This window comes from Paraburkholderia terrae (assembly GCF_002902925.1).
In the GTDB taxonomy this organism is placed as follows: Bacteria; Pseudomonadota; Gammaproteobacteria; order Burkholderiales; family Burkholderiaceae; genus Paraburkholderia; species Paraburkholderia terrae.
In genome coordinates, this window is sequence record NZ_CP026111.1 from 2539675 (window position 1) to 2557959 (window position 18285).

The window sequence follows — 18285 nt, forward strand, 5'->3', positions numbered from 1 at the left end:
CTTTTTCCGGCAACGCGTGTCGATCGTACGTTAACGTTTGCGAACTGCCAGCGAACGGCAAACTTGCATGCGCCTTGCCGGAAATGGCGCGTGAGTGGTTAAATTGCCTTTTGTGAGATAGTGGACCACTCTTACAAGGCAATCCACGCTCTCGATACTGGCCTGCGCCATTCACGACACCCACCCGAAATTGCACAGGACACCCTTGCCTATGTCGTCAACCGATCTGGACTCGCCCGCCACCGAAGCCGATGGCGGCGGTGCGTCTCCGGCGAAGCAACGCGCGGCGGAAAACGTCCCGGGACTGAAGTCGTACGGCACGCTGTACGGCTCATCGCCCGTCATGCTGGATCTCTACGAACAGATCGACCGTGTGGCCGCCACCGATGCGACGGCACTCATCATCGGCGAATCGGGCACGGGCAAGGAGCTGATCGCCCGCACGATTCACGACCATAGCGCGCGCAAGGGCGGCGCGTTCGTCGCCGTCAACTGCGGCGCGATTCCCGACGAACTGATCGAAGCCGAACTGTTCGGCCATGAAAAAGGCAGCTTCACGGGCGCGGTCCAGGGCCGCATCGGCTACTTCGAGCACGCGAACGGCGGCACGCTGTTTCTCGATGAGGTCACCGAAATGGCGCCCGTGCGGCAGGTGAAACTGCTGCGCGCGCTGGAGACGGGCACGTTCTATCGCGTCGGCGGCACCGAGCTGATTCGCGGCGACGTGCGCGTGATCGCCGCGACCAATCGCGACCCTGCCGTGGCGGTGAAGGAAAACGGCCTGCGCGAAGACCTGATGTACCGGCTCGCCGTGTTCCCGCTGCGCGCGCCGCCGCTGCGCGAGCGCGAAGGCGACCGCGAACTGCTGGCGGTGCATTTCCTCAACGAGCTCAACCGCCAGGAAGGCACGAACAAGGTGTTCAGCAAGCGTTCGATGGAAACGCTGCGCACCTGGTCGTGGCCCGGCAACGTGCGCGAGCTGAAGAACGCGGTGTATCGCGCGTTCATTCTGGCCGAGAAGGCGGTGGAGTTGCCGCATCCGCATCTGATGTCGCGCGTGAAGAAGCCCGTGACAGTCGGCGACTCGATGAGCGTGTGGATCGGCACGCCGCTCGCCGATGCGCAGAAGCAGATCATTCTCGGCACGCTCAAGTATTGCGGCGGCGACAAGCGGCGCGCGGCGAAAGCGCTCGGCGTGAGTTTGAAGACGCTGTACAACCGGCTCAGCACCTACGGCGACGAAGAGTCGAATCACGACGACAACTGATTCGCAGCGACGCGCGCAGCCTATTGCGCGCTGATCGCTTTTGCGGTTTTTGCGGTTTCAACAAGCCCTTCTTCGCGGCATTTTCTCCACTCGCGTTCGCGGCTTCCAGTCAAGCCGCGTCTCTTCTTCCGCCGCGCCGCGCCGCGCTGCACGCAAGCGCTCGCGCCAGCCGTGCCCCATGCCTTGCTCAGGCATGCCAACTGCTCCTCACGCCAAACAGAAAGACCCCGGCCTCGCAGCATCTTTTGCAATTGCTTGCATTTTCCCTATGCCAATTACAAAACGCATCCTGCACAATGCCGCAGCGAAAAAATCAGATGTATCTGCCTTCGCGCTGGCGCGCTCCACGCGTCGAAGGCACGAGCAGGAGCAATGACGAAGAAATGCAAAAAGCAATGCACCGTGACAAACACGCCGCGCCGCCCAGCGCCATGCGGCGATCGATCTTCCCGAGCGCCACGCTGATTGCAGCCCTGGCCGTCGCCGTCACCACGACGTTGAGCGGATGCGGATCGCTCTACTCGGAAGGTGCCACGGCGGGCGCCGGTATCGCAGGCGCAGCCATTGCCGGGAAAGTAACGAACAACGCCGCCGTCGCCACGGGTATCGGCCTTGGCGCCGTCGCCGCGGCGCGCGCAGGCGTGCAGTACTCCGAACGCGTGATCCATCGCAACACCCAGGACAGCATCGCCGTGGTCGCCGGCCCGCTCGCGGTTGGCGCGGTTGCGCCGTGGAGCATCACGCATTCGGTGCCGCTCGAAGAAGACGAGCATGGCCGCGTGACTGTCAGCCGCACGATCAGCGCGGGCGAACTCGACTGCAAGGAGATCGTCTTCTCCGTCGATAAAACTGCGACCAAGAACGTGCCCGCGTCGAGCGCGTTCTATGTCGCGTCGATCTGCCGCGACGGCGCGGCGTGGAAGTGGGCATCGGCCGAGCCCGCGACGGAACGCTGGGGCTCGCTGCAATGAGCGCGCGCCCGTCAACCGGAAACCTGCGGGCGGCGACGGCTGTGCGGCTCGCGCTCGTCGGCGCGTTGTGCATCGGTACGGGCGCGATCGTCAGCGGCTGCAGTTCGGCTTCCGTCGGCGCGGCAGCGGGCGCCGGCGCTGGCGCCGCGACGGGTATCTTCACCGCGAATCCCGCTGTGGGCATCGGCGTGGGCATTGCCGTGCAAGCCGCCACCGACGAGGCCGTCGCGCGCTATATGCGCGTGATGCACTCGGATCAGCAGAACGTGATCGCGGCGCTGGCGGGCGCGATGCCCGTCGGCGAGACGCGCGACTGGAGCGTCAAGCACTCGCTGCCCATCGAGAACGGCCACGGCCAGGTGCGCGTGACGCGCGCGTTCGCGTCGTCGCTCGCGATCTGCAAGGAGTTCGTGTTCTCGGTTGTCGACGGCGACAAGCCCGACGCGAAGGTCGACTGGTACATGGCGAGCGCCTGCCAGCAGGACAACAAGGGTTACTGGAAATGGGCGTCGGCGGAACCGGCTGTCGAGCGCTGGGGCAATCTGCAGTAACGTTGCTCGTAGTGCCGCGGATCGGGACCAAAATAAAGGGGAGCCACGCGGCTCCCCTTCTTTCTTGCCTCAAGCGCCTCGAGCGCTGCTCTCAGGACTCGACGTCCTCAAGGCTGAAAATTTCCGTCTGGTCGTTGTACGAGAAGATCTCGGCATAACGGCCCCAGTTGATGACGGCGTCGAGCGTCTCTTCTGCAGCGCTGTCCGACAGGAAGTCTTCCAGTTCCTGCTCAAAGCGCACGCGCGGCGCGCGGTGTCCCGGCCGCTCGTTCAGCACTTTCTTGATTCGGGCCGCGAGCGGCACGTGCTTGAGCAAATGGTCGGCGAACATCAGCTTGCGCTCCTGCGTGCCGAATTCGGCGAACACGCGCGCGGGCGGCGTCAGGAAAATATCGCCCTCACGCACGTCCGCAAAGCCCAGATGCTGCAGCACTTCGGCGATCGGGAACAGGTCGTCCACCTCCAGATGCAGCGAGCGCGCGATTTCCGGCATGTCCGCGCGGCCGTGATACGGCGCGGCAGCCAGCGTTTCGATCAGACCCGCCATCAGGTTGGTCGACACATGCGGCAGCCAGCTGTGCAGCTCCAGCCCCTTCTTCGTCGATTCGTCCTTCTGGCGCGCCGTCATCTTCGCGTAGATGTCGTCGACCAGCCGCCGGAACGCCGGATCGAGACGGTTGCGCGGATGCTTGAACGGCACCTTGATCTCCGCGATCACGCGGCCCGGATTCGACGACAGCACGAGAATCCGGTCGCACATGAACACGGCTTCCTCGATGTTGTGCGTGACGATCAGCACCGACTTGATCGGCATGCGTCCTTGCGTCCACAGATCGAGCAGGTCGGTACGCAGCGTCTCGGCCGTCAGCACGTCGAGCGCGGAGAACGGTTCGTCCATCAGCAGCAGCGTCGGATCGACGACCAGCGCGCGCGCAAAGCCGACGCGCTGGCGCATGCCGCCCGACAGCTCGCGCGGATAGGCGTTCTCGAAGCCGTCGAGACCGATCAGGTCGATCGCCGCAAGCGCGCGTTCGCGGCGCGCACGCGCACCGACGCCGAGCGCCTCGAGACCCGCTTCCACGTTCTGCAGCACGGTCAGCCACGGAAACAGCGCGAAGGTCTGGAACACCATCGCAACGCCGTCGGCGGGCCCTTTGAGCGGCTTGCCCATGTAGGTGACTTCGCCGCCCGTCGGCTCGATCAGGCCGGCGATGATACGCAGCAGCGTCGACTTGCCCGAGCCCGAGCGGCCGAGCAACCCGACGATCTCGCCTTCGCGCAACGACAGATTGGCGTCGTCGAGCACCAGCAGCTCGCCCTGGGTCTTGTTGAACCCGCGGCACACGTCCTTGACGCGCAGGATTTCTTCACCGAGGCGCGGCGGCATCGGCGGCGTCTGGATCGGCGCGGCGGTTACGGTCTTCGGATTTTGCATCGCGTTATGCCTTCAATGAATCTCAATCGAGCCGCAGGCGGCTTTCGGCGTAGGCGTACAGCGGACGCCACAACGCGCGATTGAAGAGGGACACGAACAGGGACATCACCGCGATGCCCAGAATGATCTTCGGATAGTCGCCCGCGGCCGTGTACTGCGCGATATACGCGCCGAGCCCGTGCGCGGCGAGTTTGGTATCGCCCCACTGCACGGCTTCCGCGACGATGCTTGCGTTCCACGCGCCGCCCGAGGCGGTGATCGCGCCCGTCACGTAGTACGGGAACACGCCCGGCAGCATGACCTGGCGCCACCATTGCCAGCCGCGGATGCGGAAATTCTTCGCGGCTTCCTTGTAGTCGTTCGGATAGGCGCTCGCGCCCGCAATCACGTTGAACAGGATATACCACTGCGTGCCGAGCACGATCAGCGGCGACAGCCAGATGTCCGGGTTCAGATTGAACTTGACGATCACGATCACAAACACGGGGAACAGCAGGTTCGCCGGGAACGCCGCGAGGAACTGCGCGACCGGCTGGATCTTCTCGGCGAGCGAGGGGCGCAACCCGATCAGCACGCCGATGGGCAGCCACACCACCGACGCGAGCGCGATCAGCAGCGTCACGCGCAGCAGCGTGATGAGACCCAGCACGAACACATGGCCGACTTCATCGAGCGTCACGCCCGTGCGTACATACTCGACGACGCGATACACGACGAATGCCGTCACCAGCACGACGATCACGGCCCACACGATGTCGCCCGTCCTGGACGGCTTGAGCACGGCCGGCTTCGCGAACTTCACGGCCCCGACACGCGGCAAGCGGATCGGCACGCGCGCGGCCTTCGCGAACATCCAGCCGATGGGCACGAGCAGCCGGTGAATCAGCCGCGTGCGGCGGATCAGGTCGAGCAGCCACGATTCCGGCGCGTCGCCGGAACTCGTGTTCTCCATGCGGAACTTGTCCGACCACGCGACGAGCGGACGGAACAGGAACTGGTCGTACGCGAGAATCACGACCGTCATCGTCAGGATCACCCAGCCGATCGCGTGCAGGTTCTTCTCGGAGATCGCCGCCGCCAGATACGCGCCGATGCCCGGCAACGTAATGGTGTGATTGCCGACCGTGATGGCCTCGGAGGCGACCACGAAGAACCAGCCGCCCGACATCGACATCATCATGTTCCAGATGAGGCCCGGCATCGAGAACGGCACTTCGAGCTTCCAGAAGCGCTGCCACGACGTCAGATGGAAGCCCTTCGACACCTCGTCCAGATCGCGCGGCACGGTGCGCAGCGACTGGTAGAAGCTGAAGGTCATGTTCCACGCCTGGCTCGTGAAGATCGCGAAGATCGCGGCCAGCTCGGCGCCCAGCACCCGCGACGGAAAGAGCGCGAGGAAGAAAGTCACCGTGAACGAGATGTAGCCGAGCACGGGCACCGACTGCAGGATGTCGAGAATCGGCACCAGCACCTGGCCCGCGCGGCGGCTCTTCGCGGCAAGCGTTCCGTAGACCAGCGTGAAGGTCAGCGACGCGACCATCGCGGCGAGCATGCGCAGCGTGGTACGCAGCGCGTACTCAGGCAGGTTCGCCGGGTCGAGCGAGATCGGCTCGCTTTGCAGCGTCGAGATGGGCGCCAACGTCTCGTGGAAACCGACCACGGCCATCGCGATCACGCAGATGATGAGCGGAAACGCAATGAAATCCCAACGATTGGGGAGCACCCGCCACGCCGAAGCGTTGGCAGTGCGGTTCAGGGTGAAGCTGAACAGATCCATCAGGCGGCCCTCCCTTCGCGGCGGAATGCAAGCATGCCGCCAGCCATGATGGCTACGCGCGCGCCGGCATGGCTGGCGGCGACGCGACGGTCCGAGGATCGATCCGGAAAGCGGAAATCAGGCATGGCAAAACGCTAATGCGCGGTAAATCGTTGGCGTTCAATACGCATTGGCCGGCGACGGATACATCGCGCGGCGCCCCGTGCGGGCCTGCACTTACGGCCGGCGCAATCGTGTTGCGCGAGCCGCCGCCGGCAGGCCAGCGAGCTTTCCTCATTTTGGACGGCACGACACTACTACAACCTGTGTGACAGAAACAACCGTTGACACTCAAATGTCACGCTGAATGGTTACCGGAATGGATCTGTAAGCGGCAGGCCGCGCGCATCAACAGGCCGGGCTTGCGCCCGCTTCTGGCGAACCGTCGCGTGCTAGCCACAATCCGATGGCCGTGCCGCTATTCAGAAAGTCCCGCTGGAGGCCGTTAATACCCCACACGGGACTTCCGCGCGCGCAAATCCTGGCTAGCGCCGGGCCGTGCGGCGGTTAAAATCGGGATGCGGCGAAACCTGCTGGCCGACGGCGACGAGGACGGTGGCGCGGCGCATTTATCCTGGCTCCGTGCGAAGCACGGTGAAAATCGGCAGGAACGGCCCAGCGCCAGCGCGTTGCAACGAAAGACGTTGTTGCATGAATCAGTCAGACGGATCAGAGGGTCGATGAAAAGGACAACCTTGCGCCAGGCATTGGGACCGGCCAGTTTCGTACTGGTCGTGCTCGCATGCTGGTTCGCCTCCGGCCTGGTCGCGGACCGGATGGTACAGCAAGAACTGGATACCGCCTTGCGCCAGCAGCGGCAAATGTCCGCCTCGATCGTCTACAACATGGCCGAAGTGATCGCGAGCGACCTGGCGATGTCGCGGGCGATACCCGCCACCATGGCCGAACTCGGCGTGATCCAGCAGGCGCTGACGCATTCGCAGAATTATGCCGCGTCAGGCGTCGACCTGGAACCCGCCCATCGCGAAGATCTGCTGAAGTCGCCCGAACTGGCGGGCATCAACGGTTTTCTGCGCGACGCCCAGGGCTTCTCGGGCCTCGACATCATCTGGCTGGTCAACGCGAACGGGCTGTGCGTCGCGGCGAGCAACGCGCAAAACGCGCATTCGTTCGTCGGGCTCGACATGCGCTCGCGCAGCTACCTGACCAACGCCCTGCTCGGCGCGTTCGGCGAGGCATACGGCGTGGGCCGCATGAGCGGCGAGCCGGGCATCTTCATCTCGGCGCCCGTCTACGACGACGGCCTGCTGGTCGGCGCGATCGTCGCCAAGGTCGGCATCGCGCGGCTGCGCCACTGGGTCGCGCACGCAGGCACCTTCGTCACCGACGACAACGGCGTGGTCATCATGGCGCACAACGCGGCGCTCGAAGGCCAGGCCATGCCGAACTCGCGCGTCACACAGATGAACGCGGTCGAGCGCATGGGCACCTATCATCGCGATCAGTTTGCAACCATCCAGATCCAGCCCGTCAAGAGCCAGGTGCGCAGCGATGCGCCGTGGGTGCCGACGGCGATCGCCGATCAGCTGTTCGACATGCCCGGCCAGCCGATTCCGACGCTCTACCAGTCGCGCGGCGGGTTGAACTCGGGCCTGTCCGCGCATCTCGTCGATCCGCTCGTCGCGTGGCCCGAGCTGATGCGCAATCACAAACGGGATCATCTGCTGGTGTTCCTGACGCTCGCGGGCACGGTGGCGCTCGCCTGGGTGATTACCGTGTCGTATCTGCGCGAGCGGCGTCATCACCGCGCGACCCGCGTGTTGGCCGAGCAGTTGCAGTCCGCGAACACGCTGCTGTCCGCGGAAGCGCGTCACGACGCGCTGACGGGCGCGCTGTCGCGCCGCTATTTCCTCGATCTGCTCCGTCATGAGATCGACCGTGCGCGCGCGACGGGCGAGCCGCTGTGCATGGCGATCGCCGACCTCGATCACTTCAAGCAGATCAACGACCGTTTCGGCCACGCCGCCGGCGACCGCGCGCTCGAACACTTCGTCGACACCTGCCGCGCCGAGCTGCGCGGCAGCGACGCAATCGGCCGGCTGGGCGGCGAGGAATTCGGCATTCTGCTGCCGTCGACACCGCTCGGCACCGGACTCGAAGTGGTCGAGCGCCTGCGCGTGCGCCTGAAGGCGACGCCGTCGGCGAAGCTGCCGCAGTCGGTTGGCTTGAGCGTGAGTATAGGCATCACCGAACTGTCGGCGGAAGATCTGCCCGAGCGCATCATCAGCCGCGCCGACCAGGCGCTCTATGCCGCGAAACAGGGCGGACGCGACCGCAGCGAGGCCGTGCCGCCCGACGATACCGCGCCGCCCACGCGCACGCCCGCCAATGCCTGGTGACGCCTGCTCGTAGAGTTTGGTGATGTCCGGTAAGCAGGCGAAACGCTCTCTGACCGGTCAGCGATGCGCCCTGCATCGCGCATGTCGAAGCCGCCGGGCAAGCGGAGCTTAAGCAGGTATCATCGACTTTCATCCGAAAGTTGTGATCACCGCTTTACGCTCCCCCGGAGGTTCGCATGAAGGGAAATCTGGTCATCGTCTGCCGCGATCAGGACGCTGACGCCTTCGATCATCTGCTCGCAGAGTACGGCGCGTTTCAGACGCGCCTGTCGTCGACCGCGTGGTATCTGAAGCTGGAAGTCGCGCCCGAAGTGATACAGGAAGAAATTCTCACGCGTCTTGGCAAGTACACGACGCACTACATCTTCGAGGCGGATACGGTGACGTGGAATACCGTGGACAGCGAAGCCGCCGCCGCGCTCAACACGCTCTTCACCGAATAGGCATGCTGCCTGTCTGATCGAACGGTATGGACGGGGCATTTGCAATCCCTCAGCGCCAACTCAGCCCCAGGCCCGTTTCTGAATGCCGCGCAGCCAAAGCGCGCGGCGCATCACACTCACCAGACGATTTCCGACGCCGCCACCGTGCGCGACACTGCTTCCAGCGGGAACGTCATCTGCACGCGCAAGCCCCGCCCGCCATTAGGCGCATCGTTGTTGCCGATCTGCCATTCGCCGCCCGCACGCCGCACGAGCCGCTCGACGATCGCAAGGCCCAGGCCGCTGTGGCCATTGCCGCCGCGCGCCGGATCGAGCCGCACGAAGGGCCGGCTTGCGTTGATCAGATCCTGCGCGGCGATGCCGCTGCCGTTGTCCGTGACCGTCAGCGTGAAGCCCTGCGACGTACGCGCTGTCGCGACGGTGACCGGCGGTGCGCCGTATGCATGCGCGTTGTCGAGCAGGTTGGACAGGATGCGATCGAGCGTGGCGGCGGGCAGCATGAAGCCCGGACCGGCGCGTAGATCCGTCTGCACCGTCGGCGCACCGCCCGACACCGCGCGATAGCTGCGCACCACGCGTTCGCACTGCGCGTCGACTTCGACGGGTTCGCTGCGGTCGCCGCCGTCGTGCGCGAACACGAGAAACTGCTCGACGATATGCGTCATCGAATCGACGTCGCGCACGACGCCGTCGCGCGTCTTCGCATCGTCCATCATCTCGGCGCGCAGCCGCAGACGCGCAAGCGGCGTCTTCAGATCATGCGCGACTCCAGCCAGCATCACCGCGCGATCATGCTCGGTGCGCGCGACCTCCTGCACCATCTGGTTGAAGCCGTGCGTTAGTTGCCGCAGTTCACGCGGGCCGCGCTCGCGCACGGGTGGCACGGGCAGGCCGCGCCCGAAGCGCGTCACCGCCTGCGCCAGCGAGCGCAACGGCTGCTGCAGCTGCCACGCGGCGAAGAGTGCCGCCATCACACCCGCCGAGAAAATGATGCCGAGCCACAGGACCATCCGGTCGAGCGAGCGCGGCGGCCGCAGCGGCTGCACGGGCACGACGATCCAGCTTGGATCGCTCGCCGCGCGAACCCACAGCGCGGGCGGCTTGCCCGGCGTGCCGACGCGCACCTGCGTCGAGGTGGGCAGACGGTCGCGCACATCGTCGACGAAACGGTCGAGCGGCGCGGGCAAATTCGATACGTCGGGTGGAACGTCGGCACTCGCGGGATCGACGAGCCGCACGCGCGAAGGCAGCGGCTGATCCGGCTCGCGCCTGACGTGGTCGCGCACCGCGTCGACGAGGAACACGGCCTCTTCGACGGCATAGCGTGTCTGCGACTGGTTGCGCTCGAAGCGCACTAGCAGATACCACGCGAAATGCGACACCAGCAATACACAGACGACGAGCAGCGCGAGCCGCCCGAACAACGAATCAATTGGACGCCGCATGTTGCTCGCCATCGGGGACGAACACGTACCCGCGCCCGCGTACGGTCTGAATGAAGCGCGGCACGGACGGATCGGTTTCGAGAATACGGCGCAGGCGCCACACCTGCACGTCGATGCCGCGGTCGGTGCCGTCGTACTCGGGACCGTGCAGCAGTTCGAGCAGGCGCTCGCGCGTGAGCGTGCGCATCGGGTGATTGACGAAGATCTTCAGCAGCGCGAACTCGCTGCCCGACAAGGTGAGCGGCTTGCCTTCCTGATGCAGCGTGCGCGACTGGAAGTCGAGCGTGAAGCGGCCGAACGAGAACGGCTCGCGCTGCTCGGGCGCAGCCGCCGACGGCAGCGTCTTGCGGCGGCGCAACACCGCCTGCACACGCGCGAGCAGTTCGCGCGGGTTGAACGGCTTGCCGAGGTAATCGTCCGCACCGAGTTCCAGGCCGACGATGCGATCCACGTCGTCCGCACGCGCCGTCAGCATGATGACGGGGATATCGTCGCCCGACGCGCGCAGCTTGCGCAGCGCCGTGAGACCGTCGACGCCCGGCATCATCAGGTCGAGCACGATCAGGTCGGGCCGTTCGCGCTCGATGCGGCGTTCCAGTGAGCTGGCGTCGTGCAGCACCGACACTTCGATGCCTTGCCGGGCCAGATAATCGCGCAGCAGATCGCGCAGTTCGACGTCGTCATCGACGACCAGAATTTGAGTAGCCATGGTTTGAAGTGTAACGCGCGCCCCGCTGCGTTTCCGCCCCTACTGACCCCGAAAGGGTTACCGGGTGTTACCGCGAAAGGCACACGTAATGTCACGTAACTTCCGCAAGGATACGCGTAACACGACGGGCATTCGATCCCTCTACGCTGTGCCTTACCGAATGCGCGCTGGTCCACCTTCGAGACGGGCGGCATCGTCGGCTAGTTGATCAAGGAGCACAGTAATGTCCAAAAAAACATCACGCTTTCTCGCCGTTGCCGCTGCATCGCTTGCACTGAGTCTCGGGGCCGCGTTCGCCGCGCAACCCCAAGGGGGTCCCGGCATGGGCCATGGCGGCCCGGGCTGGCACCACGGCGGCTTCATGAAGGAACTGAACCAGTTGCACGGGCAACTGAAACTGAACGCGGATCAGGAAAAGGCATGGCAAGCCGCGCTCGACACGATGAAGCAAAGCCATGAAGCCGAGCGCGCGAACCATGAGCAGATGCGCCAGCAGTTCAAGCAGATGCAGCAGCAACCTATTCTCGACCTGAACGCGATGCACGCCGCGCATCAGCAGATCGAGCAGAAGGACGCGCAGCTGCGCGAGCAGACGTCGACGGCATGGCTGAACTTCTATAACGGCCTGAACGACCAGCAGAAGACCACCGTCAGCACCGCGCTCAAGCAGCATTTCGCGAAGATGGAGCAGCGTCATCAGAAGATGCGCGAGCGTTGGGAGAAGCATCAGGGCGACGCAGCGGCTTCGGCGGTGAAGCCTTAAGCGAGGTCAGCCGCGTTGCCTCGCGCGCGCCGGCGTGTCGATGAACGCCCTTCGCCGGGCGTGACACGTGTAAAACAAAACGCCACGGAAGGCAGCTTCCGTGGCGTTGTTTCATTGGCTGACCAACAGACTAATAGACGACATGAACGAAAGCGCCGCCTCGCTCAACGCAACTGACCGAGGTCGAACAGCAGCACTTCCGCGCCCTCGCCGTTTTCGACCGTGACGCTCGCGGCATCCGTGATCATCGCGGCGTCGCCCGCCTTCAGCGCCTCGCCATTGACCGTGACGGCGCCACGCGCAACATGCACGTACGCCTGGCGTCCCGCCACGAGCGCAAGCTCGTCACGCTCCGCGCCGTCGAAGAGACCGGCGTAGATCGACGCATCGGCGTGGATCGTCACCGCGCCGTCGCGGCCGTCCGGCGCCGCCACGACGCGCAGCCGCCCGCGCTTGTCGGCATCGGTGAAGCGCTTTTCTTCGTAGCCCGGCGCGTCGCCTGCGCGTTTCGGGATGATCCAGATCTGCAGCAGATGCAGCGAGTCCTCCTGCGATCCATTGAACTCGCTGTGCATCACGCCCGTGCCGGCGCTCATGCGCTGCACGTCGCCGGGACGGATCGTCGAGCCGTTGCCGAGGCTGTCACGATGCGACAACGCGCCCTCTAGCACATAGGTGACGATCTCCATGTCGCGATGCCCGTGCGTGCCGAAGCCCTGCCCAGCGGCGATCCGATCCTCGTTGATCACGCGCAGCGGACCGAAGTGCATGTGCTCGGGATCGTGGTAATCGGCAAACGAGAAGCTGTGTTTGGCGTTCAGCCAGCCGTGGTTGGCGTGGCCGCGCTCGTCGGAACGACGAATCCTGATCATCTGGGTCTCCCGTGAAAAATTTCCGATGACGGGAATGTATGGGCTGCGCCCGCGAGGCACAATCCGCGCCGCCGCACCGGATCGTTTCATAAATGATGGCAATGCCCGGAAGCCGCGCAATGCGCGTTGCATCGGCCGCCACGACGCGGCCAGAACGCGCGGCGGCCTGCCGCGACCACGTGTCGCGCGTGCATGTCTCTGGCGGCAAAGGGCTTTTTCCTTGCCTCGAGGACTGGCACCGCGGGCGGGTTCGGGTAAAATACCGCGCTTTTTGGAATCGGTCGACGCGTGTACCGCGTCCGGACGGCGCGCCCAGCAGCGCGGGCTCGGCCGGAACGCGCGGTAACAGGCGCAGAGCGCGCGAAGCGGACAGAGTAAAAGCGCCATCGGGCGACGTGGAACAGGCCTCCGGGCCAAAACAATCCACCGCCAGAACGGGCAGCCTATTTTTGTCCGCCTAGAATGGCGACGGCCGGCCGCACGCGGGCTGCCGTCACCGCAAGAAGGCACGCGGCGACCGGGAAGTCAGGAGAAACATGAAGAAGTACGCACTGTGCGTGGCGCTCGCCGTCATGGCTTCGGGGGCCGCGGCAAAAGAATGGAAAACCGTGCGTATCGGGGTCGACGCCAGCTATCCGCCGTTCGAATCCGTGGCGCCCAGCGGCCAGATGGTCGGTTTCGACGTCGATCTGACCCGCGCGCTGTGCGCGAAGATGAACGTCAGGTGCGTATGGATTCCGCAGGATCTCGACGGCATCATTCCGGCGCTGAAGGCGAAGAAGTTCGACATCATCGTGTCGTCGCTGACGGTGACCGACAAGCGCCGCGAGCAGATCGACTTCTCCGACCGACTGTTCGACGCGCCCGCGCGCATGATCGCGAAGAAGGGCTCGCCGCTGCTGCCGACGGTTGAATCCCTGAAAGGCAAGCACGTCGGCGTCGAACAGGGCTCGACGCAGGAAGCGTACGCGAAGGCGTACTGGGAGCCGAAAGGCGTGACGATCGTGCCTTACCAGAACCAGGATCAGGTCTACGCGGATCTGGCGACGGGGCGTCTCGACGCCGCGCTGCAGGACGAACTGCAGGCCGACGCCGGCTTCCTGAAGACGCCGCGCGGCAAGGATTTCGCGTGGGCGGGCCCGGAAGTGAAGGACCCGAAGACACTCGGCGAAGGCACGGCCATTGGCGTGCGCAAGGAAGACGGCGAGCTGAAGGCGAAGCTGAACAAGGCGCTTGCCGAGGTTCACCAGGACGGCACGTTCACGAAGCTCGAGAAGCAGTATTTCGACGTCGATATTGATCAGAGCCGATAACAGGCACTGAAAAGCAGCCGCATCACGTCAGATGCGGCGAAAGCTCGGGGCTGGCCCGGATGGGCCGGTCTACGGGCTTCGTAATAAAGTCGGACCGAGAGTAGCAACGCAGTAGAACAAGGCAGGAAAACGCGCTGCCGGCCACATAGTATGAACGGCCAGGCAGTCATGATTCGCACAGCGGCATGCTGTGCGCCGCACGGGAGACATCGAAGGCATCCGCCTTCGGACCAACCGCCGCAGCGTACGGATTGCCGCGTCTTTCGCGGCGCTCGGGAGCGTCGTCAAGGACCCACTATGCTCTTTCAAGGCTACGGCCCGATCATCTTTGCCGGCACGGTGCAGACCGTGAAGCTGGCAATCCTGTCGCTCGCATTCGCTTTCGTGCTCGGTCTGCTCGGCGCGGCCGCGAAGCTGTCGAAGAACCGGATCACACAGGGCGCGGGCACGGTCTACACGACGCTCATTCGCGGCGTGCCCGATCTCGTGCTGATGCTGCTGCTCTTCTACAGTATCCAGATCTGGCTGAACGACCTCACCGACATGCTCGGCTGGGATCAGATCGACATCGATCCATTCGTCGCCGGCGTCGCTGTGCTCGGCTTCATCTACGGCGCGTACTTCACGGAGACGTTCCGCGGCGCGTTTCTCGCCGTGCCGCGCGGCCAGCTCGAAGCGGGCGCTGCGTACGGCATGTCGGGCTGGCAGGTGTTCACGCGGATCATGTTCCCGCAGATGATGCGCTTCGCGCTGCCCGGCATCGGCAATAACTGGCAGGTGATGGTCAAGGCGACGGCGCTCGTGTCGATCATCGGCCTCGCGGACGTCGTCAAGGCCGCGCAGGATGCCGGCAAGGGCACGCTGCGGTTCTTCTTCTTCACGCTGATGGCGGGCGCCATCTACCTGCTCATCACGACAGCCTCGAACTTCGTGCTGATGTACCTCGAAAAACGCTATTCGACTGGCGTGCGCAAGGCGGAACTATGATCGAGCTGATCCAGGAATACTGGCGCAACTATCTGTATACGGACGGCTACCGCTTCACGGGCGTCACCATCACGTTGTGGCTGCTGGTCGTTTCCATTGGCCTTGGCTTCTGCCTGTCGGTGCCGCTCGCCGTCGCGCGCGTGTCGAAGAGGAAATGGCTGTCGACCCTGGTCTGGCTGTATACGTATATCTTCCGTGGCACACCGTTGTACGTGCAACTGTTGCTCTGCTATACGGGTCTCTACAGCCTCGAGATCATCCGCTCGAACGAGCTGACCAACGCGTTCTTCCGCGACGGCATGCACTGCACGCTGCTCGCGTTCACGCTGAACACCTGCGCGTACACAACCGAGATCTTCGCGGGCGCGATCAAGGCGACGCCGTACGGCGAGATCGAGGCGGCGCGCGCGTATGGCATGTCGCAATTCACGCTGTATCGCCGCGTGATCCTGCCGTCGGCGCTGCGCCGCGCACTGCCGTACTACAGCAACGAAGTGATCCTCATGCTGCACGCTACCACGGTCGCCTTCACCGCGACGGTGCCGGACATCCTGAAGATCGCGCGCGACGTCAACTCGGCGACCTACCGTTCGTTCGACGCGTTCGGCATCGCCGCCCTGCTCTATCTGATCATCTCTTTTGGGCTCGTCTGGCTGTTCCGCCGTGCCGAGCGCCGCTGGCTCGCTTATCTGCGCCCGCAAGGCAAGTAAGGCGCCGACCCAGGCAAGTCAAGGAACCCGATGAACACTCCAGCTACACCGCAAATGCTTTTCGTCGACAACCTGCACAAGCAGTACGGCGACAACGAAGTTCTCAAAGGCGTCACGCTGCGCGCGAACCGCGGCGACGTGATCAGCGTGATCGGCTCGTCCGGCTCGGGCAAGAGCACGATGCTCCGCTGCATCAACTTTCTCGAGCAACCAAACTCGGGACGCATCTTCGTCGAAGGCCAGGAGATTCGCACGGCGAAGGACAAGCACGGCGCGCTGCGCGTGTCGGACCCGAAGCAGTTGCAGAAGATGCGCACCAAGCTTTCCATGGTGTTCCAGCACTTCAACCTGTGGACTCACATGACGGTGCTCGAGAACATCATCGAAGCGCCGCTGCATGTGCTCGGCATCTCTCGCAAGGAAGCCGAAGACCGTGCCCGCACGTATCTGGAGAAAGTGGGTCTCGCGCCGCGTCTCGAGAAGCAGTATCCGTCGCATCTGTCGGGCGGTCAGCAGCAGCGCGTGGCGATCGCCCGCGCACTGACGATGAACCCCGACGTGATGCTGTTCGACGAGCCCACTTCGGCGCTCGACCCGGAACTGGTCGGCGAAGTGCTGAAGGTCATGCAGACGCTCGCCGAGGAAGGCCGCACGATGATCGTCGTCACGCACGAAATGGCCTTCGCGCGCAACGTGTCGAATCACGTGATGTTCCTGCATCAGGGACGCGTCGAAGAAGAAGGCCGTCCGGACGAAGTGTTCAGGAACACGAAGAGTGAGCGTCTGAAGCAGTTCCTCTCGGGAAGCCTGAAATAAGGCTGCAATGTAGTTTATGTAGTATTACAGGGCGCTTACCGGGCGCCCTTTTTCATTTCCGCGCGGCGTCGCCCTCTCCTTCCTGGACGCCCCAAAAGCTTCGGCGTCCCAACATCTGCGCGATCAGCAGCCAAAACGCGTTTACTCCCGACGATTCTCTCCGTCAATAGTGGCAATCCTTGACGCAAGTCATTAACAACGGTGTGTCCCTTGCACGACAAGGCGTGGAGGGGCCTTCGCAGCCCTCTGTCCCCCACTTGTCCCATATTGGTATTGCAATTTAGAGACATCTTTACCGAGCATCACTAATTTATTCGCCAACCGAAGGGTATTTTGCTAAATTAGTAACGAAAGTAGCAAAACAAAGTTCAAGAAAAGTAGTTTCACTTCAAAACGAACGAAAAGGAGATACCGGTCGCGAGGGATCGGAATGACGATCAGACAGCCAGAAAGGCTGCGCGTCGACATCACAACCGGCCACCGCGCATCTCCCTGGAAAAGATTCCTGCTCGGCGCTGCTGGCGTCCGGGCACCACTCGCAGTACTGGCTTTACTTTTTGACAGGGTATGGAGGAGAAGATGAAGAAAGCTTTGGCTGCCGCAGCGCTGCTGACTTTTGGCGTTGCCGCACACGCACAGAGCAGCGTGACGCTGTACGGGCGTCTGGACGCTGGTCTGGAGTACATGTCGGGTGTGCCGACGAACCCGAACGCAGCGGGTGTCGCACAGAGCAGCTCGCACCGCTTCCGCGCGGAAAGCGGCGACTGGGGTACCAGCCTGTGGGGCTTGAAGGGTGCTGAAGATCTGGGCGGCGGCTACAAGGCCGTGTTCCAGTTGGAAGGCTCGTTCAACACGATGACGGGTGCTGGCCCTGGCGGCGGCGGTCTCTTCAATCGTTGGGCAACCGTCGGCTTCGCAAGCGATCAGTACGGTACGTTCACGATGGGCCGCATGCTGTTCATCTCGAACGGCGTGTGGGACTTCGATCCGTTCGGTCAGTCGAACTGGTCGTCGGCATCGCTGGTTCGTGGCCGCAACTGGCCGCAATCGAGCAACAACGTAGCCTACCAGTCGCCGAAGATCGCTGGCCTTGACTTCTACGGCCAATACGCGCTGTCGAATGCGACGAACTGGAACGGTAACGGCACGACCGCTCAAGGCCGTGAAGCCGGTGCGCAAGTCACGTACACGTCGTCGCTCTTCCAGCTTCGCGGTATCTATGACGAAATCCGCAACCCGGCAAACGGTGGCCTGAACGACTCGTACAACTTCTCACGCGAGTACACGGCTGCATTCAACGTGTTCCTCGGCCAGTTCAAGATCCAGGGCGCGTACCAGGCAATTCGCACGTCGGGCATCACGGCAGCAACGCCGGGCACGCCGACCACGCTCGATCACGAATGGGGTGGCGTGACGTGGCAAGCAACGCCGGCAGCAGCTCTGATCGGCGCGGTCTACCACGTGAACGGCAACAACGGTGCGGGCAACGCGACGATCTACACGCTGGGTGGCTCGTACAACCTGTCCAAGCGCACGCTGTTCGACCTCCAGGTCGCAACGGTCCAGAACAGCAAGACGGCTAACTACGGTCTGAACGCCAACGCGGCGGGCAACACCGTGGCTTCCGACAACCCGCTGATCGGCCACAGCCAGACGGGCGTGTACGCAGGTATCCAGCACTCGTTCTAATCGAACGGTGCAAACAGAACAGCTTTAACAGAAACGGTTTTCACGCTGCTGCGAGAGGCGCGTATCGGTGCGATGTCCGAAAGGGTGTCGCACCTTTTTTTATTTCTGCGCGAAGAAGGCGCAAGCGTCTTGTCTATT

General features: G+C 63.8%; 16 protein-coding genes. 11 read left to right on the forward strand and 5 right to left on the reverse strand.

All coding sequences use genetic code 11. The annotated features are described in order from the left end of the window. The first annotated feature begins 211 nt into the window (after positions 1-211). The 3 genes from C2L65_RS11225 to C2L65_RS11235 all read left to right on the forward strand — a co-directional run bounded on the left by C2L65_RS11225 (position 212) and on the right by C2L65_RS11235 (position 2789). A complete protein-coding gene (locus C2L65_RS11225) occupies positions 212-1267 on the forward strand; it encodes a sigma-54 interaction domain-containing protein (protein WP_042310352.1) in 1056 nt (351 codons plus the stop codon). A gap of 431 nt (positions 1268-1698) precedes the next feature. Continuing rightward, positions 1699-2238, forward strand: coding sequence for a hypothetical protein (locus tag C2L65_RS11230; protein WP_229513468.1), 540 nt, complete (start codon positions 1699-1701; stop codon positions 2236-2238). After that, positions 2235-2789, forward strand: a complete 555-nt coding sequence (locus C2L65_RS11235; protein WP_042310354.1) for a hypothetical protein — start codon at positions 2235-2237, stop codon at positions 2787-2789. The genes C2L65_RS11230 and C2L65_RS11235 overlap by 4 nt, the downstream gene beginning before the upstream one ends. Positions 2790-2880: 91 nt before the next feature. Here the strand turns inward: C2L65_RS11235 and C2L65_RS11240 are convergent, their stop codons facing one another. Next, positions 2881-4224, reverse strand: a complete 1344-nt coding sequence (locus tag C2L65_RS11240; protein WP_042310356.1) for an ABC transporter ATP-binding protein — start codon at positions 4222-4224, stop codon at positions 2881-2883. 22 nt (positions 4225-4246) lie between these two features. Then, entirely contained in the window at positions 4247-6001 is a 1755-nt protein-coding gene (locus C2L65_RS11245; RefSeq protein WP_042310358.1) for an ABC transporter permease, read from the reverse strand. A gap of 719 nt (positions 6002-6720) precedes the next feature. On the opposite strand from C2L65_RS11245, the gene C2L65_RS11250 reads away from it, so the two are divergent. Both C2L65_RS11250 and C2L65_RS11255 read left to right on the forward strand, forming a co-directional pair. Next, the gene (locus C2L65_RS11250) at positions 6721-8400 is read left to right on the forward strand and encodes a sensor domain-containing diguanylate cyclase (protein WP_042310360.1); all 1680 of its coding nucleotides are present in this window, start codon (positions 6721-6723) and stop codon (positions 8398-8400) included. A 176-nt stretch (positions 8401-8576) separates the two neighbouring features. Further along, positions 8577-8843, forward strand: a complete 267-nt coding sequence (locus tag C2L65_RS11255) for a double-stranded DNA-specific endonuclease (RefSeq protein WP_036003535.1) — start codon at positions 8577-8579, stop codon at positions 8841-8843. Between the two features lie 116 nt (positions 8844-8959). Here the strand turns inward: C2L65_RS11255 and C2L65_RS11260 are convergent, their stop codons facing one another. Both C2L65_RS11260 and C2L65_RS11265 read right to left on the reverse strand, forming a co-directional pair. After that, the gene (locus C2L65_RS11260; RefSeq protein WP_042310402.1) at positions 8960-10288 is read right to left on the reverse strand and encodes an ATP-binding protein; all 1329 of its coding nucleotides are present in this window, start codon (positions 10286-10288) and stop codon (positions 8960-8962) included. Further along, entirely contained in the window at positions 10272-10997 is a 726-nt protein-coding gene (locus C2L65_RS11265; protein WP_007587938.1) for a response regulator, read from the reverse strand. The genes C2L65_RS11260 and C2L65_RS11265 overlap by 17 nt, the downstream gene beginning before the upstream one ends. A gap of 223 nt (positions 10998-11220) precedes the next feature. Here C2L65_RS11265 and C2L65_RS11270 point away from each other — a divergent pair, with 223 nt between their 5' ends. Beyond that, positions 11221-11760: a Spy/CpxP family protein refolding chaperone gene (locus C2L65_RS11270; RefSeq protein ID WP_042310363.1), complete on the forward strand. Its 540-nt coding sequence runs from the start codon at positions 11221-11223 to the stop codon at positions 11758-11760. Between the two features lie 164 nt (positions 11761-11924). Here the strand turns inward: C2L65_RS11270 and C2L65_RS11275 are convergent, their stop codons facing one another. Continuing rightward, positions 11925-12632, reverse strand: coding sequence for a pirin family protein (locus C2L65_RS11275; RefSeq protein ID WP_042310365.1), 708 nt, complete (start codon positions 12630-12632; stop codon positions 11925-11927). Positions 12633-13168: 536 nt separating this feature from the next. On the opposite strand from C2L65_RS11275, the gene C2L65_RS11280 reads away from it, so the two are divergent. The 5 genes from C2L65_RS11280 to C2L65_RS11300 all read left to right on the forward strand — a co-directional run bounded on the left by C2L65_RS11280 (position 13169) and on the right by C2L65_RS11300 (position 18147). After that, on the forward strand, positions 13169-13945 hold the full coding sequence (locus tag C2L65_RS11280) for an ABC transporter substrate-binding protein (protein WP_042310366.1): 777 nt from the start codon (positions 13169-13171) through the stop codon (positions 13943-13945). 297 nt (positions 13946-14242) lie between these two features. Next, positions 14243-14932, forward strand: coding sequence for an ABC transporter permease (locus C2L65_RS11285; protein WP_042310369.1), 690 nt, complete (start codon positions 14243-14245; stop codon positions 14930-14932). Continuing rightward, on the forward strand, positions 14929-15642 hold the full coding sequence (locus C2L65_RS11290) for an ABC transporter permease (RefSeq protein WP_042310370.1): 714 nt from the start codon (positions 14929-14931) through the stop codon (positions 15640-15642). The genes C2L65_RS11285 and C2L65_RS11290 overlap by 4 nt, the downstream gene beginning before the upstream one ends. Positions 15643-15672: 30 nt before the next feature. Next, positions 15673-16458: an ABC transporter ATP-binding protein gene (locus C2L65_RS11295; RefSeq protein ID WP_042310372.1), complete on the forward strand. Its 786-nt coding sequence runs from the start codon at positions 15673-15675 to the stop codon at positions 16456-16458. Positions 16459-17037: 579 nt separating this feature from the next. Then, positions 17038-18147 carry a porin gene (locus C2L65_RS11300; RefSeq protein ID WP_042310405.1) on the forward strand — a complete coding sequence of 370 codons (1110 nt, stop codon included), beginning with the start codon at positions 17038-17040 and terminating at the stop codon, positions 18145-18147. Positions 18148-18285 lie beyond the last annotated feature (138 nt).